General features: G+C 70.0%; 16 protein-coding genes. 11 read left to right on the top strand and 5 right to left on the bottom strand.

The window, feature by feature from the left end:
• Positions 1-77 precede the first annotated feature (77 nt).
• Positions 78-2,369 carry a glycoside hydrolase family 43 protein gene (locus QSK36_RS28165; RefSeq protein WP_285784452.1) on the bottom strand — a complete coding sequence of 764 codons (2,292 nt, stop codon included), beginning with the start codon at positions 2,367-2,369 and terminating at the stop codon, positions 78-80.
• Positions 2,370-2,590: 221 nt separating this feature from the next.
• On the opposite strand from QSK36_RS28165, the gene QSK36_RS28160 reads away from it, so the two are divergent.
• The 8 genes from QSK36_RS28160 (at position 2,591) to QSK36_RS28125 (ending at position 10,523) form a co-directional block, all read left to right on the top strand.
• The gene (locus QSK36_RS28160; RefSeq protein ID WP_221263886.1) at positions 2,591-3,766 is read left to right on the top strand and encodes an ROK family transcriptional regulator; all 1,176 of its coding nucleotides are present in this window, start codon (positions 2,591-2,593) and stop codon (positions 3,764-3,766) included.
• Positions 3,766-4,566: an ABC transporter permease gene (locus QSK36_RS28155; protein WP_182901913.1), complete on the top strand. Its 801-nt coding sequence runs from the start codon at positions 3,766-3,768 to the stop codon at positions 4,564-4,566. The genes QSK36_RS28160 and QSK36_RS28155 overlap by 1 nt, the downstream gene beginning before the upstream one ends.
• Positions 4,563-5,348 (top strand): ABC transporter ATP-binding protein, encoded by a 786-nt coding sequence (locus tag QSK36_RS28150; protein ID WP_183538457.1) that lies wholly within the window; start codon positions 4,563-4,565, stop codon positions 5,346-5,348. Before QSK36_RS28155 ends, QSK36_RS28150 begins: the two co-directional genes overlap by 4 nt.
• Complete coding sequence (locus QSK36_RS28145; RefSeq protein ID WP_183538459.1) at positions 5,345-6,343, top strand: aliphatic sulfonate ABC transporter substrate-binding protein; 999 nt, start codon at positions 5,345-5,347, stop codon at positions 6,341-6,343. The genes QSK36_RS28150 and QSK36_RS28145 overlap by 4 nt, the downstream gene beginning before the upstream one ends.
• On the top strand, positions 6,340-7,809 hold the full coding sequence (locus QSK36_RS28140) for a sulfatase family protein (RefSeq protein WP_285784451.1): 1,470 nt from the start codon (positions 6,340-6,342) through the stop codon (positions 7,807-7,809). The genes QSK36_RS28145 and QSK36_RS28140 overlap by 4 nt, the downstream gene beginning before the upstream one ends.
• Positions 7,806-9,239, top strand: coding sequence for a sulfatase family protein (locus QSK36_RS28135; protein ID WP_285784450.1), 1,434 nt, complete (start codon positions 7,806-7,808; stop codon positions 9,237-9,239). Before QSK36_RS28140 ends, QSK36_RS28135 begins: the two co-directional genes overlap by 4 nt.
• A 2-nt stretch (positions 9,240-9,241) precedes the next feature.
• Positions 9,242-10,159 (top strand): formylglycine-generating enzyme family protein, encoded by a 918-nt coding sequence (locus QSK36_RS28130; protein ID WP_285784449.1) that lies wholly within the window; start codon positions 9,242-9,244, stop codon positions 10,157-10,159.
• A gap of 145 nt (positions 10,160-10,304) precedes the next feature.
• Positions 10,305-10,523: a hypothetical protein gene (locus tag QSK36_RS28125; protein ID WP_183538464.1), complete on the top strand. Its 219-nt coding sequence runs from the start codon at positions 10,305-10,307 to the stop codon at positions 10,521-10,523.
• Positions 10,524-10,571: 48 nt separating this feature from the next.
• Here QSK36_RS28125 and QSK36_RS28120 read toward each other — a convergent pair whose 3' ends face one another.
• Complete coding sequence (locus QSK36_RS28120) at positions 10,572-12,005, bottom strand: chitinase (protein ID WP_285784448.1); 1,434 nt, start codon at positions 12,003-12,005, stop codon at positions 10,572-10,574.
• A 212-nt stretch (positions 12,006-12,217) separates the two neighbouring features.
• On the opposite strand from QSK36_RS28120, the gene QSK36_RS28115 reads away from it, so the two are divergent.
• Positions 12,218-13,702, top strand: a complete 1,485-nt coding sequence (locus tag QSK36_RS28115; RefSeq protein WP_285784447.1) for an AAA family ATPase — start codon at positions 12,218-12,220, stop codon at positions 13,700-13,702.
• A 10-nt stretch (positions 13,703-13,712) separates the two neighbouring features.
• Here QSK36_RS28115 and QSK36_RS28110 read toward each other — a convergent pair whose 3' ends face one another.
• The 3 genes from QSK36_RS28110 to QSK36_RS28100 are packed head-to-tail and all read right to left on the bottom strand — an operon-like array spanning position 13,713 to position 16,908.
• Complete coding sequence (locus QSK36_RS28110; RefSeq protein WP_406540469.1) at positions 13,713-14,618, bottom strand: carbohydrate ABC transporter permease; 906 nt, start codon at positions 14,616-14,618, stop codon at positions 13,713-13,715.
• Positions 14,619-14,620: 2 nt separating this feature from the next.
• Positions 14,621-15,541, bottom strand: coding sequence for a carbohydrate ABC transporter permease (locus tag QSK36_RS28105; RefSeq protein ID WP_183538717.1), 921 nt, complete (start codon positions 15,539-15,541; stop codon positions 14,621-14,623).
• A 2-nt stretch (positions 15,542-15,543) separates the two neighbouring features.
• A complete protein-coding gene (locus QSK36_RS28100) occupies positions 15,544-16,908 on the bottom strand; it encodes an extracellular solute-binding protein (protein ID WP_285784446.1) in 1,365 nt (454 codons plus the stop codon).
• Positions 16,909-17,248: 340 nt separating this feature from the next.
• Between QSK36_RS28100 and QSK36_RS28095 the strand changes: the two genes are divergently transcribed.
• Positions 17,249-19,684: a beta-xylosidase/alpha-l-arabinosidase gene (locus tag QSK36_RS28095; protein WP_285784445.1), complete on the top strand. Its 2,436-nt coding sequence runs from the start codon at positions 17,249-17,251 to the stop codon at positions 19,682-19,684.
• Positions 19,668-20,693, top strand: coding sequence for a LacI family DNA-binding transcriptional regulator (locus tag QSK36_RS28090; RefSeq protein ID WP_285784444.1), 1,026 nt, complete (start codon positions 19,668-19,670; stop codon positions 20,691-20,693). The genes QSK36_RS28095 and QSK36_RS28090 overlap by 17 nt, the downstream gene beginning before the upstream one ends.
• Positions 20,694-20,705 lie beyond the last annotated feature (12 nt).

Genomic DNA, 20,705 nt, shown 5'->3' with positions numbered 1-20,705 from the left:
CCCGGCGGAAACCGCAGCGGATCATTCCTCGCACATTGATCGGCCGCCCCTCGGGTGAAGGGGCGGCCGGTCGCCGGTTATCGGCTGGTCACCTCGTACGTCCGCAGGTAGTCGAACGTCGCGGTGGCGCCCGCCGTGTTCATCGAGATCAGGCCGATCTTCACCGGCCCGGTGCGCGGGAGCGACCAGGTGCCGCCCCAGATCCAGTGGGTGCCGTCGGTGCTCGACGCCATGCGGACGTCGTGCTCGCCGTTCTCCTCGTCGTAGTGGTAGAGCAGCCGCAGCCAGGTGGTCTCCGCGGCCGGGCCGCCGAACATCGGCGCGTTGGCGACCGCGGTGGGCGGGGTGGTGCCCGGACGCGGGCCCTCCTTGCCGAACTCGGTCTGGTGGAGCACCGCGCCGTTGCCCTGGTTGAGCGGCAGGATCGAGTGGGTCAGCTTCAGCCACCGGTCGTCGTTCTCGTACAGCAGCAGACCGGCCTGCTGGTTGCCCTTCGTGCCGTTGAAGGTGAGCTTCGTCTCCACGGCGAAGTCACCCTGCGGCGCGTCGCGGAGCAGGATCGACGCGCTGTTGTTACCCAGGTACAGCTCGGCGTTCTGGGTCGGCCAGACCAGGGAGCCGTTCGACAGGGTGGCCGACGGGTTGCGGACCTTGGTCCAGCCGGTGGGCGAGCCGGTGCCGTCGAACTCGTCGGAGTACGCCGGGAGCTGCTTGCCTAGGACGGGGTCGGGCACCCGCTCGGTCACCGGCTGGTACAGCGGGGCGGCGCCCACGTTGTCGGCGTCGGCGGCGCCGCGCGTGGTCACGCCGATGGCACCCGAGGTGGGCGCGCCGTCGGGCAGCGTCATGGAGACCGTCGCCAGCGGGTCCCCGAGCCGGTCGGCCGACACCGACACGACCAGCGCGTTCCCGCGCCGCTCGGCGGCGACGTTGTGCCAGGAGCCGTAGTCGAACGAGGCCGGCAGCGGGCTGGAGGCCGTCGTCGTCTTCCCGTTCACCTTGGCCGTCACCACGAGCGCGCCCTGCTCCCGGTCGAGCCACGCGGTGATGTTCCGCGCGCCGTTCTCGCGGGTCACGAAGAGCCCGGCGGCGTCGCCGTCCGCGCCGAGGCGCAGGTCGGCCTCCACCCGCACGTCGCCCCGGACCCGGTCGTCGCTGAGTTCGCTGGTCACGCCCTTGCCACTGAGGTAGCCGAGCGAGTCGGGGTCGGAGGCGAGCTTCCACGGCCCGGTCCACCCGTCCTTGCCCTCGTTGAACGTGCCGCCCACGGTCCACGTGGTGACCGGCGCCGGCTGCTCGCCCGTGGACGGCCCGGCCCCGGCCCGTGCGACCGGCCAGCCGTCGATCCAGTCGAGCCGGTCGATCATCAGCGGCCGCCGGCTCAGGTTGGTGATGGTCGTGCCCCAGGTCGTCGTGGCCTGCCCGAACTCGGGGGCCGACGAGGGGATCGCGTGGTAGACCAGCCAGTCCTGCCCGCTGAGGTCGGTCTGGACGGCGTTGTGGCCCGGGCCGACCCAGCCGTTGCCGTTGGCCGCGAGGACGATGCCGTCCTTGCTGGTCAGGTCCATCAGGTCGACGCCGGTCGGGGTGGTGAACGGCCCGAGCGGGCTGTCGGAACGGCCGACCTTGACGGTGTAGCCGCTGAACGCGCCGTCGCAGCACCCGGCGTCGGAGTAGAACAGGTAGTACTTGTCGTCGCGCCGGACGACGAAGCCGCCCTCCATGCGGCGCCCGCGGGCGATCTGCGTGACCGGGCCGGTGACCTCGGTCGCCTCGGCGTTCATCTTCGCGCCGCAGATCGTGTCGTAGCTGCCCCAGTAGAGGTAGTTGTCACCGTTCACGTCGGTGTACATGGCCTGGTCGATGTTGCCCGTGGGGCAGCCGCTGCCGCCCGCCCGGACGATCAGGCCGTGGTCGGTCCAGGGGCCGGTCGGGTGCGGGCTGGTCGCGAGCCCCACGCCGCCGGTGGAGAGCGCATACGTCAGGTGGTAGGTCCCGTTCACATACCGGATGTCCGGCGCCCAGGGGCGTGTGCCGTTCGGCCACCACGAGGGGTGGTCGTCTCCGGTGTAGACGTCTCCCGCGTACGTCCAGTGCACCATGTCGGAGGACGTGAGCATCGGCAGGATGTGCTCGTTCTTCCCGTCGATCGGGTTCGTGGTGCCGTAGGCGTACCAGAGGCCGTCTTTGCCGCGGATCATCGTCGGGTCGGGGAAGGTCTGCACCGCCCCGGCGCTCACCGGGTTGGTGTAGGTGGGGCCGGACGCCGCCTGCACTGTTGATGCCTGCGCTGTCGATGCTTGGGCGGGCAGCGTCGCCGGGACCACGGAGGACGCGAGGAGTAAGGCTCCGATCACCAGTTGTCTCACGGCGAGCACCGTAGACAGGTGAAATTTTTCCGTCGAGACGCCGTCAGAATCCCGTGTCCCAGGGGCCTCAGCGGCCCCCGGTGGGTGCGGCAGGATGCCTGGGAGCTTGTCGGGGAGGTGTCCGTGCTGGTCAGAGGCTTTCGTCAAGATACCGGACATATTTATCGAATCTTTTTGTCGGATGGTTGACGTAAAAAACAGACGAACCTTAGGTTTCCAGCGTGTCAACGACCCCCAACGGCGTGCATGCCCTCGTGCGCCGCTCCCATGAGGAGCGGGTGTTGCGCGTGCTCCGCCAGAACGGCGCGCAGAGCCGTAACGAGATCGCGGCCCGGGTCGGCCTGTCACGCACCACGGTCTCCGAGATCACCAGCGATCTCCTCGGCCGCGGCGCCATCCGCGTCGTCGACACCGACGCCGTGGAGCGCGTGGGCAGCGGCCGGCCGGCCGAGCGGCTCGCGCTGGACCCGGCCTCCGGGCAGTACATGGGCGTCGACTTCGGCCACCGCCGCGTGAACGTCCTGGTGGCCGACGCCGCGCACGACATCATCGCGTCCGGGACCGCCCGCTACGAGGAGTCGGCACAGTGGCCCGAGCGTCTCGACGCCGGGCTCGCGCTGATCGACCGGCTGAGCGCCGAGACCGGCGTCCACTACGGGGCGCTTCAGGCGATCGCCATCGGTGTGCCGGGCTGGGGCGACCGTTCGAGCGCCGACGGCGTGGCCGAGGTGTTCGCCACCCGCTTCCACGCCGGCGTGATCGTCGACAACAACGTGCGCTTCGCCGGGCTGGCCGAGGCCCTGCACGCTCAGTCCGACTCCGTACGCGACCTCATCTACCTGCGCCTGTCCGACGGCGTCGGCGGAGGTCTGGTGGTGGGAGGGCAGCTCGTCAAGGGCTCCAACGGGTACGCGGGGGAGCTCGGCCACGTGACCGCCGTCCCGGGCGGCGCGCGGTGCCGCTGCGGCAAGAGCGGGTGCGTGGAGACCGTCGCGTCGGTCCCGGCGATCCTCGGGCGGTGCCGCGAGCTCGGCGTGCCGATGGACACGCTGGACGACCTGAAGGCCGCGGTGGAGATCGCCCACCCCACCGTGGACCAGGTGCTCCGCGAGGCGGGCATGGCGGTCGGCCGGGTGCTCGGCACGGCGGCCATGACACTCAATCCGGACGAGATCGTGCTCGGCGGCGAGATCATCCAGGTCGCCCCGGCCCTGCTGCGCCAGGTCGCGGACACGGTCACCTACGAGCTGTCGTGGCGCCTCGACGCGGCGCCCGTGATCCGTCCCGCCCTGCTCTCGGACGACGGCGGAGCGCGCGGGGCCATCGCGGCCCTGTTCCACGAGTCCCCCCTGCTCGCCGGATACGAAGCGAACGTCACGACGGACGGAGGCCGATAGTGGCCGTGACCAGTGCGGGCGCCACGAGGGCCGACAACGCCCCCGCCCGGCCGCGCAAGAACCGGACCTTCCTGGTCCTCAACATCATCTCGATCGTGGCCGGAATCGCGATCTGGTGGGGGCTGTCCCTGGCCGGACTCCAGTTCCCCACTCCGGTCGAGGTCGTCTCGGCCGCCTGGAAGATGATCCAGGACGGCACGCTCGCCACCGACGTCGGCGCCTCGCTCGGGCGCGTGCTGGCCGGGTTCGCCCTCGGCTCGGTCGCGGCGGTGATCGTCGGCTTCGTGATGGGGTGGTACACGGTGGCCCGCGGCCTGTTCGAGCCGTGGATCCAGTTCTTCCGCACCATCCCGCCGCTGGCGATGCTGCCCCTGGTGCTCGTCCTGATGGGCATCGGGGAGAGCCCGAAGATCTTCGTCATCTTCCTGGCGGCGTTCCTGTCCTGCGTCATCTCCACCTATCAGGGCGTGGTGAACGTGGACAAGACGCTCATCAACGCCGCGCGGGTGCTCGGCGCGAGCGACGGGACCATCTTCGGCCGCGTGGTGGTGCCGGCCTCGACGCCGTTCATCCTCGTGGGCATGCGGGTCGGGCTCGGCTCGGCCTGGGGGACGCTGGTGGCCGCCGAACTCCTGGCCGCGCAGGCCGGGCTCGGTCACCGGATGCAGAGCGCGCAGCTCTACTACGACCTTCCGACGATCTTCGTCGGCATCATCGCGATCGGGGTCCTCGGCCTGATCATGGATCGGCTGCTCATGATCGCCGGCAACAAGCTGACGGCCTGGCAGGAGAACCGATGAGCACTCCCAAGATCTCCGTACGCGACGTCCAGAAGGTCTTCCCGGTGGGGAAGGAGCCGTTCGTCGCGCTCGGCGGCGTCTCGCTGGACATCGGCGACAACGAGTTCGTGACCGTGGTCGGCCCCTCCGGCTGCGGCAAGAGCACGCTGCTCAACATCCTCGCCGGGCTGGAGCAGCCCACCGGCGGCACCGCGCTGGTGGACGGCAAGCCGGTCACCGGCCCCGGCCCCGAGCGCGGCGTCATCTTCCAGCAGTACGCGCTGTTCCCGTGGCTGACCGTCCGCGAGAACGTCGAGTTCGGCATGCGCACCGCGAAGGTCCCCAAGGGGGAGCGGCGGGAGCGGGCCGAGCACTTCATCCGCCTGGTCGGCCTTGAGCAGTTCGCCGACGCGCTGCCCAAGACGCTGTCGGGCGGCATGAAGCAGCGGTGCGCGATCGCCCGCGCGTACGCGGTGAACCCGTCGATCCTGCTCATGGACGAGCCCTTCGGCGCCCTGGACGCGCTGACCCGGGTGCGGCTCCAGGAGCAGCTCCTGGAGACCTGGAGCAAGGAACGGCGGACGGTCATGTTCATCACCCACGACGTCGACGAGGCGGTGTTCCTCGCCAACCGGGTGGTCGTCATGGCCGCCCGGCCGGGCCGCATCGCCGAGATCGTCGACGTCGACCTCCCCTACCCGCGCGACGAGGACATGAGGCTGAGCCCCGAGTTCGGGGCCCTGCGCAACCGCGTCTGGCACGCGGTGTACCACCAGCGGCAGATCAAGGAGCCCGCGAAATGAAGAAGACTCTCCTGGCCGCCGCGGCGGTCGTCGTGGCACTGTCGGCGGCGGCCTGCGGATCGGACGACTCCGGCGCCGCGGGCGGCGCGGACGGCGGCACCACCCACGTGGACTTCGGCTACATCGCCGACTTCAACGGCGCGAGCCTGCTCGCCGTGGCCGACAAGCAGGGCCTGTGGAAGAAGCACGGCCTCGACGCCAAGGTCAGCGTGTTCACCAACGGCCCGCTGCAGATCCAGGCGCTGGGCACCGGCGACCTCGACTTCGGCTACATCGGCCCCGGCGCCATGTGGCTGCCCGCCTCCGGCAAGGCCAAGGTCGTCGCGCTGAACACGCTCGGCAACGCCGACCGCGTCATCGCCCAGGCCGGCATCACGTCCCTGGCGGGCCTGAAGGGCAAGACGATCGGCGTGCCCGAGGGCACCTCCGGCGACATGATCCTCACCCTCGCGCTGAAGAAGGCCGGGCTGACCAAGGACGACGTGAAGATCGTCCCGATGGACGCCTCCACCATCGTGTCGGCGTTCACCTCCAAGCAGATCGACGCGGCCGGCTTCTGGTATCCGGCCATCTCCACGATCAAGAAGAGCGTCCCCGACCTGGTCGAGCTGGCCAAGAACGAGGACTTCGCCGACACCGTGTCGTTCCCGACCGCGTTCGTCGCCGGCAACGACGTCGTCGCCAAGGAGAAGGACAAGACCGAGAAGGTCATCGGCGTGCTGCGCGACGCCATCCAGTACCGCAGCGAGCACCTCGACGAGACCGTGGCCGCGACCGCCGAGATGCTGAAGCTGCCGGCCGACCAGGTCAAGGCCGACGCCGCCAACTCCAAGGTGCTGTCGCTCTCCGACCTGGACGGCTACAGCAAGGACGGGACGATCGAGAAGTGGCTGAGCGGGATGGGTGACTACTTCGTCGGCGCGGGCAAGCTGCCCTCGGCCGTTGACCCGAAGACGTACTACACCGGCGATCTGTTCACGGGCGCGGCCAAGTGAATGTCCTGTTCCTGATGACCGACCAGCACCGGGCCGACACCCTGGGGACGTACGGCAACCGTCTCGCCGCGACCCCGGTGCTGGACGAGCTGGCCCGGACCGGGACACGGTTCGACCGCTGGTACACGCCCACCGCGATCTGCACCCCGGCGCGGGCGAGCCTGCTCACCGGGCAGGCGCCGTTCCGGCACAAGCTGCTCGCCAACCACGAGAGGAACGTCGGCTACATCGAGGACCTGCCCGACGACCAGTGGGCCTTCTCCACGGCCCTGCGGGACGCCGGGTACAACTGCGGGCTCATCGGCAAGTGGCACGTCGGGCACCACCGGCGGGCCGCCGACTTCGGGTTCGACGGGCCGGACCTGCCGGGGTGGCACAACCCCGTGGACCACCCCGACTACCTCGACTACCTCAAGGCGAACGCCCTGCCGCCCTACGAGATCCACGACCGCATCCGCGGGACGCTGCCGAACGGCGGGCCGGGCAACCTGCTCGCCGCGCGGCTGCGCCAGCCGGTCGAGGCGACGTTCGAGCACTACCTCGCCACCCGGGCGATCGAGATGCTGGAGCGGTACGCCGCCGAGCCGAAGCCGTTCTTCCTGCAGCTCAACTTCTTCGGCCCGCACCTGCCGTACATCGTGCCGGACGAGTACTTCGACATGTTCGACCCCGAGCTGGTCGAGCTGCCCAAGTCGATCGCCGAGACCTTCGCCGGCAAGCCGCGGGTGCAGGCCAACTACAGCGCGCACTGGACGTTCGACACCATGCCGCTGGAGGTCACGCGCAAGCTCATCGCGGTCTACTGGGGCTACGTCGCGCTCATCGACATGGAGATCGGCCGGGTCATGGACGCCATGCGGCGCCTGGGCCTGAACGATGAGACGGCCGTGTTCTTCACCTGCGACCACGGCGAGTTCACCGGCGCCCACCGGCTGCACGACAAGGGCCCGGCGATGTACGAGGACATCTACCGCACGCCCGGCCTGCTGCGGATCCCCGGCCAGCAGCCCGGGGTCGTGCGTACCGAGTTCGTCAGCCTGCTGGACTGCACGGCGACCATCCTGGAGCTGGCCGGGATCGACCCCGCCCCGGCGGTCGACTCGCGCAGCCTCGTGCCGCTCGCCTCCACCCACGAGGTGCCGTGGGAGCAGGACATCGTCTGCGAGTTCCACGGGCACCACTTCCCGTACCCGCAGCGGATGATCAGGACGGACCGCTACAAGCTGGTCGTCAACCCCGACTCGACCAACGAGCTGTACGACCTGTTCACCGACCCGGACGAACTGCTCAACGTCTACGACCACCCCGAGATGGCGGAGGTGCGCGGACGGCTGATGCGGCGCCTCTACCAGGTGCTGCGCGACCGGGGCGACAACTTCTACCACTGGATGACCTCGATGTACGACGTCGGCGACGTCTCCTACGACCCGACGCTGAGCGGACTGGACGAGGCGACCTACCGGTGAGCAGGCGTCCGAACATCGTCATGATCCTGACCGACGACCACGCGTCGCACGCGGTCAGCGCGTACGGATCGGTCGTCAACCGGACGCCGCGGATCGACGAGATCGCGGACCTCGGCGTCCGGTTCGACAACTGCTTCGCCACCAACGCGCTGTGCTCGCCGAGCCGGGCCAGCATCCTGACCGGGACCTACTCGCACGTGAACGGCGTCTCGACGCTGGTCACGCCGATCGACGCGGCGCAGCCGACGTTCGTGAGCCAGTTGAAGGCGGCCGGATATCGCACCGCGATCGTCGGCAAGTGGCACATGGGGGACGGCCCGGGGCACAACCCTCAGGGGTTCGACTACTGGGACGTGCTGATCGAGCAGGGGGAGTACTTCGACCCGTCGTTCCTGTCGGAGGAGGGCCTTCGGACCGTCCCCGGCTACGCCACCGACCTCATCACGGACATGGCGCTGAGCTGGGCCGACTCGCTCGACGGCGACGATCCCTACTGCCTGCTGATCTACCACAAGGCGCCGCACCGCCCGTGGGAGCCGGACGACAAGCACGCGGGGATGTACACCGACCCCATCCCGGTGCCCTCGACGTTCGACGACGACTACGCGACGCGCTCGTCGTCGGCCCGGCGGGCCGCCATGCGGATCGCCGAGCACCTCAACGCCGAGGACCTCAAGCAGGACCCGCCGGAGGGGCTGTCCTACGAGGAACTGGCGCTGTGGAAGTACCAGCGCTACATGGAGGACTACCTGGCCGTCGTCGCGTCGGTGGACGACAACGTCGGCCGGGTGGTCGACTGGCTGCGCGAGCGCGGCGACCTCGACGACACGCTGCTGATGTACTGCTCCGACCAGGGCTTCTTCCTGGGCGACCACGGCTGGTTCGACAAGCGGTTCATGTACGAGGAGTCGCTGCGGATGCCGCTCGTGCTGAGCTATCCGCGGCGCATCCCGGGCGGCCAGGTGCACACCGGGATCGTCACGAACGTCGACTTCGCGCAGACCGTGCTGGACGCGGCCGGGGTGGCGCACCACCCCCGGATGCAGGGCCGCAGCTTCCTCGCCGACCTGACCGGCGAGCCGGGCCCGCCGCCCGCGGAGGGCATGTACTACCGCTACTGGGAGCATGACGACGTCTTCCACAAGGCGCCGGCCCATTACGGCTACCGGACGTCCCGCTACAAGATCATTTATTTCTACAACGACGGCATGGGCATCCCCGGCACGGGCGCGTTCACCTACCCGGGGGAGTGGGAGCTGTACGACCTGGAGGCCGACCCGGAGGAACTGCGCAACGTCTACGACGACCCGGCCTACCGCGAGGTCCGCGAGGAGATGAAGGTCCGCATGTGGCACGCGCAGGCGGCCCTCGGCGACGAGCCGCACCAGAGCCAGCCGGCGCCCCAATCGCTGGAAAACACGGGGGTCTGACCATGTCGGGGAGCTGCTGCACGCCCGCCACGCCGGGACAGCCCCGTGAGCCGGTTCGCTTCACCGCGGGGGGCCGGCACGGGATCGAGCAGGCGCGCCTGCCCGGCGGCGAGTTCCGGATGGGCGACGCCACCGGCGACGGCAACCCCGGCGACGGTGAGGGGCCCGTGCACGCGGTCACCGTGGCGCCGTTCTCGATCGACGCCACGACGGTGACCGTCGCGGACTTCGCCGCCTTCGCCGAGGCGACCGGCTACCGCACCGAGGCGGAGGAGTACGGCTTCTCCGCCGTCTTCCACCTGGCGATGCGCGCCCACCCCGACGACGTGATGGGGCCCGTGCCCGGCACCCCCTGGTGGGTGGGCGTGCGCGGCGCCGACTGGCGGCACCCCGCCGGGCGGCTGTCGCAGGCCGAGCCCGACCACCCGGTGGTCCACGTGAGCTGGAACGACGCGACGGCGTACTGCTCGTGGGCGGGCCGCCGGCTGCCCGCAGAGGCCGAGTGGGAGTACGCCTCCCGGGGCGGCCTCGACGGCGCCCGCTATCCCTGGGGAGACGACCTGCCTCAGGACGAGTGGCGGGTGAACATCTGGCAGGGCGTCTTCCCTACCGAAAACACCCTGGACGACGGTTATCTCACGACCGCTCCGGTTCGTACGTTCGCGCCCAACGCGTACGGGCTGTGGCAGACGGTGGGGAACGTCTGGGAGTGGTGCGCGGACTGGTACGCGCCCGACTACTACGTCTATTCGCCCTCGGACAACCCGCGTGGTCCGCTGCGCGGCAGGGCCCGGGTGCTGCGCGGCGGTTCGTTCCTGTGCCACGACTCCTACTGCAACCGCTACCGCAACTCGGCGCGGTCGTCGAACACCCCCGACTCCTCCATGGCCAACGCCGGATTCCGCACCGTGGCCCTGTGACCAGGCGTTCGTGAATCTTTCAGCGCCGCCGCGGCGGCCGGGCAGGTGGGGACCGTGCCCTCCGGCGCTCTCTGGCCGCCCATGATCAGCGATGCGATAGTGCGGGTGCCGCTCGCCTTGTGGGCGTCTATCCCGGGAGGATCGCATGCGTACGGTACGGGCTCTACTCGTCTCCGCCGTCCTGGCCGCCGGCCTGGCGTCCGTCGCCACGGCGCCGGCACACGCGGACAGCATCCGGTACGCCTACTACTACCAGTCGGACTGCTACAACGGTGGCAACCTCGGCATCCAGTGGGGTTGGTGGACCTCCTTCCGCTGCGAATGGGGAACCGGCGGGGGCAACTTCTGGTTCCTCTACGCCTGACGCTTCGACCGGACGCCCCGTACCCCCGAGTACGGGGCGTCCAGTCGCTCAGGGCAGGGTGGCGAGGAAGGGCTTGACGGACCTGGAGAAGTTCCAGTTGTTCGCGGCGTCCCAGTTGATCGACCAGGTCATCGCGCCCCGGATGTCGGGATAGGTCCTCGAGGGGACGAACGACCCGCAGTTGGTGCGCCGCGCCAGGCAGCTGAGCGCGCCGGTGACCGTGCCGGGGGAGACGACGCCGCCGCCGGCCGCGCCGGGACCGGCCGGCAAGCCGAGCGCGACCTGGTCGGGGCGCAGGCCGTTCTCCAGCTGGATGCAGGCCAGCGCGGTCATGAAGTCCACCGACCCCTGGCTGTAGACCTTCTGGTCGCAGCCGAGCATCGCCCCGGAGTTGTAGTACTGCATGTTGACGATGGTGAGGATGTCCTTGACGCTCAGCGCGAGCTTGAAATACTCCATGCCGGTCGACTGCATGTCGATGGTCTGCGGGGCCATCATGATGATCAGCCCGGAGCCCGCCTTCGTCCGCAGCTCGCGCAGCGCCTGGGCCATGTAGGTGGCGTTGAGGCCGTTCTCCAGGTCGATGTCGACGCCGTCGAACCCGTAGGTCTGCATGATCGAATAGACCGAGTTCGCGAACGCCGTGGCCGCTCCGGAACTCGCCACCTGCACGTGGCCCGCCTCGCCGCCGACGCTGAGGATGACCTTCTGACCGCGCTGCCTGAGCGCCTGCACGTCGGCCTTGAACTGGGCCTCGGTGTATCCGCCGAGGGCGGTGGACAGGCCGGGGTCGAGGGCGAACGTCACCTGCCCCGGCGTGGTGGTCGCCTCTCCGAACGCGATCGCGACCACGTCGTAGTCCTGCGGCACCTGCGACAGCTTGAGCTCGACGGCGGGGTTGACGAAGTTGTGCCAGTAGCCGGTGAGGATGTGCTTGGGCAGCCCTCCACCGGAGGAGCATCCGGTGGTCGTGCCGGTGACGGCGGCGCTCGCCGCGGACTCGCCCGCGGAGTTGTACGCCCTGACGGTGTAGGTGTGGGTGGTGCAGGTGCCGAGCGACCCGATCGTCGCGGTGGTGCCGGTGACCTGGGCCCGCTGGGTAGTGCCCTCGTAGACGCGGTAGCCGGTCACGGTGCCGCTTGAGGCGGCCCACGACAGCGAGATCGACGTGTCGGTGCCGCCGGTCACCGTGGGGGCGCCCGGCTGCCCCGGCGTGCCGGTGCCCTGGCTCCCGAGCGCCTTCCACAGCGCGGGGACGTTGGGCGGCTCCCAGCCCGTCAGCGACGTGTGCGCCTGGATGCACTCGTAGTCGGCGCCGTTGTAGGTCACCCGCGTGCCCGTGGCGTAATAGGTGTTGGGCGCCCAAGCCGCGTACGCGAGCACGGCACTGGACGCCGCCGACGCGGGGTCGGGGCCGGCCCCGACCCCTGCAAGACAGAGGCCCAACGCGAGCAAAAACGCGCTGAGCAGCCGTTTCTTCATCAATGCCGTCCTTCCGGGTTGCCGATCGGCGTCCGCGAGGAGGCGTCGGGTGACACGACGGCCGGTCGCGTGGCCTTCCTTTCCTTAGGAAAGTTTCTTAATAGTTTTGGGCGAGCGTAGCCCCGGAAAGACGGCCGTACAAGACCCAAAAGCGGCATGGTGGGCGAACGAATGATAGCTACAACTATGATAGGCGCGGCTATCGTTACACCATGAAGGAGCAGCCGTTGCTGGAGAAGCCGGAACGCTTGTTCGGCCGGGACGCCGAGTGGGAGAACCTCGCCGACTTCGTCGCGTCCCCCATGTCCGGGGCGACGCTCGGGCTGGTCTACGGCCGCCGCCGTCAGGGCAAGACCCTCATGCTCGAACTGCTGGCCCAGCAGACCGGCGGGTTCCTGTTCGGCGCGACACAGCAGACCGAGACGCAGAACCTCGCCGACCTCGGGGCGGCCTATGCCGCTCATCGTGGCCTGCGTCAGCCCGTCGCCTTCCGTACGTGGCGTGAAGCCATCGACGAGCTGCTCCGGCTCGGGGAGGACCAGGCCACCCCTCTGATCATCGACGAGTTTCCCTATCTCGTCTCGGTGACGCCCGCACTGCCCTCCTACCTCCAGCAGGCGCTCAGCCCGTTGAGCTACGCGAAACAACACACCCAAACCCGGCTGATCCTGTGTGGCAGCGCGTTGACGACCATGGCGCAGTTGCTCTCCGGGGGTGCGCCCCTGCGTGGCCGTGCCGGTATGGAGCTGGTGGTCCGCCCGTTCAGGTTCCGTGAGGCCGCGGCGTTCTGGGGGGTCGATCACGATCCGGAGCTGGCGTTCCGGCTGCACGCCCTGCTCGGTGGAACCCCTGCCTATCTGGAGATGAGCGGGGGATCGGGGCCCGCAGGAGTCCCCGAGTTCGACCGCTGGGTTCAGCGGCGCCTGCTGAATCCGGCCTCCGCGATGTTCCGCGAAGGCGGCCTGCTGCTCCGGGAGGAGCCCTCGATCGCCGATCCGACCTCGTACTCGGCCACGTTGAGCGCGATCAGCGCCGGCAACCGTCGGCGCTCGGAGATAGCGGCGGCGCTGGGCCGCCCCAGTAGTGCCCTCGCCCATCTGCTGGGCGGCCTCGAGGACATCGGGCTGATCGAGCACATCGACGACGCCCTGCGGGGTAAGCGCAGCGTCTACCGCATCGCCGAGCCCGTCGTGCGCCTGCACCAGCTCGTCATCCAACGCCACGAGGCCGAGTTGGTCGCCGGGCGTGCCGAGCGTGTCTGGAAGGCCAACGCGGACACCGTCGCCTCGCAGATCTACGGCGCGCACTTCGAGGACCTCGCGCGGCAGTGGTGCTTCGAGCACGCCTCACCGGACACCCTCGGCGGGGTCGCGAGCGCGGTGCGTCCGACGGAACTGCCGTGCCGGGAGCACCGCCGGGGGCATGAGCTCGACGTCGTCGTGACGGAGTCCGCCTCGTTCGCCGCCGACCGGATCACCGCGATCGGCGAGGCCAAGAGCACCGAGGCGCCTGTCGACGTCCCTCAGCTGGAACGCCTGGAACACCTGCGCGGGCTGCTGCCCAGCGGCAAGGTCGGTGCACTGCCCAAGCTGCTCCTGTTCGCGCGCTCGGGGTTCTCCGCCGCGCTGGTCCGCCTCGCCGACAGACGGCCCGACGTGGAACTCGTCGACCTGGGCCGTCTGTACGGCGGGGCGTGAGACTCTTCGTCTACTTGCCGAAACCGGCGGTCAGGCCGCTGAGCAGCTGACGGCGGCCGACCGTGTAGAGGATCAGCATCGGCAGGATGGTCAGCACGACGGAGGCCAGCACGGCGGGCACGTTCACGCCGTACGGTCCGCCCTGGAACGCCGCCAGCGCCAGCGGCAGCGTGCGCTTGTCGGGGCTCTGGGTGAGGATCAGCGGCAGCAGGAACCCGTTCCAGACCTGCAGCGCGTTGTAGATCGACACCGTCACCACGGCCGGCCGGGTGAGTGGGAAGGTCAGGCCCCAGAGGGTCTTCCACTCGGTCGCGCCGTCCATCCGCATCGACTCGAACAGTTCCTTGGGCACGTCCCTGATGAAGTTCGCCAGCACCAGCACCGACAGCGGGATCGCGAAGGCGACCGACGGCAGGATCAGCGCCGTCAGCGAGTCGTAGAGGTGCAGCTTGATGATCAGCAGGTAGACCGGGATGACCGTGGCCTGCAGCGGGATGGCCAGGCCCATGAGGAACAGCGAGTTCACCCCGCGGAGGAAGCGGCTGGCGCCGCCGCTCCGGACGATCGCGTACGCCGCCATGAACGCGAACAGGACCGACGGGATCACCGTGCCGATGGCGACGAGGAGGCTGTTCAGGAAGTACAGCGGGAAGTCCAGGTCGAGCACCAGCCGGTAGTTGTCCAGCGTCGGATCACTGGGCGGCACCAGCGGGTTGGTGATGTAGTAGTTGGACTGCGTCTTGAAGCTGGTGATCACGATCCAGTAGATCGGAATGATCACCACGGCCAGCCACAGCCAGCCCATCAGCCCGGCCACCCAGTTGGGGCGCTGGGAGGTCGTTTTCGGCCGGCGGCGTCCGTGCGCCCCTGGCGCCGCCGTGCGCTGGGCTGCCCTCGAGGTGTGGGTCGCGGTCACGGTCAGGCCCCTTCCAGCTGGCTGGCGTTGGGGTTGCGGCCGCCCAGCCGGCGCAGCAGCAGCGCCAGGGCGAGACCCACGAGAACGAGGATCACACCGATCACACAGGCCGCTCCCATGAGGTTCGCCTGGAAACCGCGCTTGTACATGTCCAGGGCGAGCGCGCGGGTGGCGTCGCCGGGACCGCCCTCGGTCAGCACGAAGATCAGGTCGAAGAAGGTCAGGGAGCCGACGACCATCAGCGTGGAGGACGTGATGGCGGTGTACTTGAGCTGCGGCAACGTGATGTTGAAGAACATGCGGACCCGCCCCGCGCCGTCCAGCTCCGCGGCCTCGTAGAGCGACCGCGGGATCTGCCGTACGCCGCCCTGGTAGAGCAGCGCGTGGAAGGGGATGAACTGCCAGGACACGATGAAGATCACGACGCCCATGGCGAGACCGGGCTCGCCGAGCCAGTCCTGGTTGAGCAGGTCGATGTGCAGCCCCGCGCCGAGCCCGAAGTTCGGGTCGAGCAGCGCCTTGAAGGTGATCGCGATGGCCGCCGAGCTGAGCAGCAGCGGGATGAAGTACAGCACCGCGAGCAGTTCGCGGTAGCGCTGACGGCCCGCGAGGAACACGCCGATCAGGATGCTGGCCGGTGTCTGGACCGCCCAGGAGAGCGCCGTGATCAGGAACGTCACCCACAGCGCGTGGGGCAGGCCGGGGTCGCTGAGCACGGCCCGCCAGCTCTCGACCCCGGTCAGCTTGATCTCGCCCAGCGTGTCCCAGGACGTGAAGCTGAGCAGCAGGACCCCGATCAGCGGAATCAGCGCGAAGGCGGCGAAGAACACCAGCGCCGGCGTGGCCAGCCACGGCAGGACGCCGCCGCCGCGCGCCTTGGGCGCGCCGGCGGACGACGTCCTTCTTGCGTTGATAGCCGACATGCTCACTTACCGATGACCGCGTTCATGTTCGTGGCGAACTGCTGCGGCGTGATCGACAGCTGGAACAGCTTGGCGATGTTGTCCAGCAGCTTCTCGGCCGCGGTCGGGCTGAGCGCCTGGTCCCACGACTGGGCGAACACCTTGGCGTTGCTGGCGACGCCGTAGATGAAGTTCAGGAACTCGGCGTCCTTGGAGCCGGCGAACAGCTTGTCGGAGCCCTTGACGATCGGCACGCCACCGGTGCCGACCCAGTCCTTCTGCTCCTGGTCGTCGAGGACGCCGGTGGCGAAGAACTTCTTGGCGATCTCCTTCTGCTCGGGCGTCGCCTTGGAGGAGATCGACAGGTACTGGCCGGGGTTGCCGACGGTGTTGGTCGGGTCGCCCTTGCCGCCGTCGACCCCCGGGAAGTTCATCCAGCCGAGGCCGCCGCTGGGGACGATGTCGCCGCCCTGCGCCTGCTGGATGCCGTACGACCAGCTGCCGTGCAGCATCATCGCGGCCTTGCCGGTGTACAGCAGCGCCTGGTCGGCGTTGGAGTCGGCGGTGACCGAGGAGAAGCCCTTGATGAACGCGTTGGCCTTGATGAGCTCCTGCATCTTGGTCAGGGCCTCGATGGAGGCGGGGTTGTTCCAGGCGTCCTTCTCGCCGTCGAAGACGGCCTGGAACACCTCGGGGCCGCCGATGCGGTCGAAGAGGAACTCCAGCCACATCATGTTCGTCCAGCGCGACTGGCCGGCCAGGGAGAACGGCGCGATTCCCGCCGCGTTGAACTTCTTCACCAGGTCAAGGATGTCGCCGTACGACTGCGGCGGCTGGGCCCCGACCTTCTCGAAGACCTTCTTATTGTAGAACAGGACGATCGGCTGCACGGTCTCGCACGGCATCGCGTAGATCTTGCCGTCGATCGTCGCGGCGCCGAAGGCGCCGGGGAACAGCCGGTCCTTCACGGCGGCGTTCTCGCCGAACCACGAGGTGAGGTCCTCGACCTGGCCGGCCTGCACGTAGCTGCGCAGACCGCCGCCGCCCCAGCCCCAGATGATGGTGGGCGCCTGGTTCGCGCCGATCGCCGTCTTGATCTTCGTCTTGTACGCGTCGTTCTGGATCGTGGTGATCGCGATCTGGCCGCTGGGGTTGGCCTTGTTGAACCGCTGGACGGACGCGGTGCGGGGGGCCTCACCGGGAGGGCCCTGGAGGAACCAGTAGGTGGCCTTGCCCCCGCCGCCACCGCTGCCCCCGGCGGCGCCGCCACCCGTGCCTCCGCCGGACGGGGCGGGGCCGGACGTGCCGCAGGCCGCCAACGCGGCACCGAGGGGGAGGCCCATGGAGAGGGTGAGGAAGGTGCGGCGGGATGATGTCCTGGACTCCACGCTGATCTCCGTACGTCGAACGCCGAGGCTGGCCGCGGCTCGTTGAAAAGTAACTCGGACGCGGCGGGGGCGACGTGGATCGGCACCCCGGTGCCACTGTCCACTCCTTCTTGAAGTCAGCTCGTTTCGAAATATTTCGACACAAGCCGCGTGGCACGCCAATCTAGATTTGCGATACCTGACTGTCAAGAGCGCTCTCACGGGCTCTCCAGCTCAACGTGATGCGTGTGTAAAGTACCGACGAACAGGCGTCACACCTGGTGATCATGGTCGACCGAAATATTGACGACAGAACTGACCGCGACGCCGAAATGTTTCGAAACTTTTTTGAGGAGAGCAGATGACGGCCCCAGATCGGACGCACGCGGCGGACGGCACGCTCCGGGCGTGGCAGGACCCGGCACTTCCCGTGGCCGACCGGGTCGAGGCCCTCCTCGCCGAGATGACCCTTGAGGAGAAGGTCGGCCAGCTCGGCAGCCGGTGGATCGGCAACGACATGCAGGCGCCCGAGGAGGTCGAGCCCGACAACGCGCACAACGTGGCCCCCATGCAGGACGTCTTCGCCGCCTCGGGGACGGTGCCCATCGAGGAGGCCGTACGCCATGGGCTCGGCCACCTGACACGGGTGTTCGGCAGTGCTCCGGTGACGGCGGTGGAGGGCGCGGCGGAGGTGGTGCGGCTGCAGCGCGAGGTGGTGAAGCACTCCCGGCTCGGCATCCCGGCGCTGGTCCATGAGGAGTGCCTGACCGGTTTCACCACCTACGGCGCGACCGTCTACCCGGCGGCCATCGCCTGGGGCGCGACCTTCGACCCCGAGCTGGTGGAGCGCATGGCCGCCGCCATCGGCGGGGACATGCGGGCCGTGGGCGCTCACCAGGGCCTGTCGCCGGTGCTGGACGTGGTGCGCGACTACCGCTGGGGCCGGGTCGAGGAGACCCTGGGAGAGGATCCGTACCTCGTCGCGATGCTCGGCGCGGCCTACGTGCGCGGCCTGGAGAAGGCCGGGGTCATCGCCACGCTCAAGCACTTCGCCGGCTACTCCGCCTCACGGGCGGCCCGCAACCACGGCCCGGTCCCCATGGGCCGCCGTGAGCTGATGGACATGATCCTGCCGACGTTCGAGACCGCCATCGCCGAGGGCGGTGCGCGCTCGGTCATGAACTCCTACTCGGACGTGGACGGCGTGCCCGCCGCCGCCGACCCCTGGCTGCTGACCGAGGTGCTGCGCGACGAGTGGGGGTTCACCGGCACGGTCGTGTCGGACTACTGGGCGATCGCGTTCCTCGCGAAGATGCACCAGGTCGCCGCGGACCACGAAGAGGCCGGGGTCCTCGCGCTGACCGCGGGCATCGACGTCGAGCTGCCCGACACGCTCGGCTTCGGCCGGCACCTGGTCGAGCGGGTGCGGCGGGGCGAGCTGCCCGAGGAACTGGTGGACCGGGCCGCGCGCCGTCTGCTCACCCAGAAGGTGCAGCTCGGGCTGCTCGACCCGGACTGGACGCCGGAGGGGTCGGTGGCCGGCGCGGACGCCGTGGACCTCGACTCGCCGGACAACCGGGCGCTGGCCCGGGAGCTGGCCGAGCGGTCGATCGTGCTGCTCGACGCGGGCGACGCGCTGCCGCTGCTCGGGGAGGGGCGCCCGGGGCCGCGCCGGGTGGCCGTGGTCGGGCCCTGCGCCGACGACCCGCGCACGTTCATGGGCTGCTACGCCTTCCCCAACCACGTGCTGCCCCGCCACCCGAAGCTCGGGCTCGGCGTGGAGGCGCCCAGCCTGCTCGACGCGCTGCGGGCCGAGCTGCCGGACGCCGAGATCGTCCACGAGCGGGGCTGCGACTGGCGGGACGAGGATCGGTCCGGCTTCGCCGCCGCGCTCGCGGCCGCCCGCGAGTCCGACCTGTGCGTGGCCGTCGTCGGCGACCTCGCCGGGCTGTTCGGGCAGGGCACCTCGGGCGAGGGCTGCGACGCCGAGGACCTGCGGCTGCCGGGGACGCAGGAGGACCTGCTGGTCGAGCTGGCCGCCACCGGCACGCCGGTCGTGGTGGTCGTGGTGTCGGGCCGGCCGTACGCGCTGGGGCGGGTGCGCGAGGGGGCCGCCGCGCTCGTCCAGGCGTTCATGCCGGGCGAGGAGGGCGGGGCGGCCATCGCGGGCGTCCTGTCCGGCCGGGTGCAGCCCAGCGGGAAGCTGCCGGTGCAGATCCCGCGGACCCCGGGCGGGCAGCCGGGCACCTACCTGCAGCCGCCGCTGGGCTCCGACAGCCACGGGATCAGCAACCTCGACCCGACACCGCTGTTCCCGTTCGGCTACGGCGCGTCCTACACCGCCTTCGAGGTCGGCGACCTGGAGATCGGCGACTCCGAGGTCTCCACCGACGGGGAGTTCACCGTGTCGGTGCGCGTGCGCAACGCCGGCGGCCGGGCGGGCGAGGAGGTCGTCCAGCTCTACCTGCACGACGTGCTGGCGCAGGTGACCAGGCCGGTGCGGCAGCTCGCCGGGTTCGCCCGGGTGCGGCTGGAGCCCGGCGAGAGCGCGCGGGCGACCTTCACCGTGCACGCGGACAGGACCGCTTTCACCGGCCGCGACCTGCGGCGCATCGTCGAGCCCGGAGACATCGACGTCTTCGTCGGCACCTCCGCGTCGGACCTGCCGTGCCGGGGCCGTGTACGGCTGACCGGCCCGCTGCGCCACGTCGGCCACGACCGGCGGCTGGTCACTCCCGTGGAGGTGCGACCGGCGGCGGGCCCCGATCAGGGAGGAACAGATGCCGCCCAGTCGTAGGCGGGCCACTCTCGCCACGGTCGCGGCCTCGGCGGGGGTATCGGTCGCGACCGTGTCGAAGGTGCTCAACGGCCGCAGCGACGTCGCGCCGGAGACCCGTTCCCTGGTGCTGTCGCTGCTGGAGCAGCACGACTACGTCGCGCCGCCGCAGCGCCGGGGTGAGGCGACGCCCGACACGATCGAGGTGGAGTTCGACGCCGACCTCAACGCGTACTCCACGGAGATCGTCCAGGGCGCGGTGCAGGCCGGCGCCGATCGCGACGTGGCCGTGGTGGTGAGCATCCGGCGCGACGCCGACCGCACGGGAGGGTGGGCGCGCGACCTGGTCGCGGCCGGGCGGCGGGCGCTGGTCGCCGTCACCGGCGAACTGACCGCCGGGCAGCTCACCGCCCTGGCCCGGGCACGGCTGCCCCTGGTCGTGATCGACCCGCTGAATCTGCCGAGGGCCCGGGTGACCAGCGTCGGCTCGACGAACTTCGCCGGTGGCATGGCCGCGACGGAGCACCTGCTCGCGCTCGGCCACCGGCGCGTCGCCTACCTCGGCGGCCCGGCCACCGCGGCCTGCAACCAGGCCCGGCTGCACGGCTACCGGGCCGCCATGGAGGCCGTAGAGGCTCCCGTCCTGCCCGGTTACGTGCGGACCGGGCACTTCCACTACCACGACGGCATGGCGGGCGGAGCGGCCCTGCTCGGCCTGCCCGAGGCGCCCACAGCGATCTTCGCGGGCTGCGACGACATCGCGCTCGGCGTGCTGGAGGCGGCCAGGGCGCGGGGGCTGCGCGTGCCCGAGGACCTCAGCATCGTGGGCTTCGACGACACGCAGATCGCCCGGATGGCCTCGCCGCCCCTGACGACCGTGCGGCAGCCGCTGCGGGAGATGGGCGCCGTCGCGGTGCGTACGGCGTTGCGCCTGGCGGCCGGGGAACAGGTCGAGTCCCACCACGTCGAACTCGCGACGGAACTCGTGGTGCGCGGCTCGACCGCCCCCGCGGCGCACACTGGACGGTGAGGCTTGGGGAAG

Source organism: Microbispora sp. NBRC 16548, from assembly GCF_030268985.1.
GTDB classification, from domain to species: Bacteria; Actinomycetota; Actinomycetes; order Streptosporangiales; family Streptosporangiaceae; genus Microbispora; species Microbispora catharanthi.
This window is presented reverse-complemented; position numbering and strand designations above follow the sequence as displayed.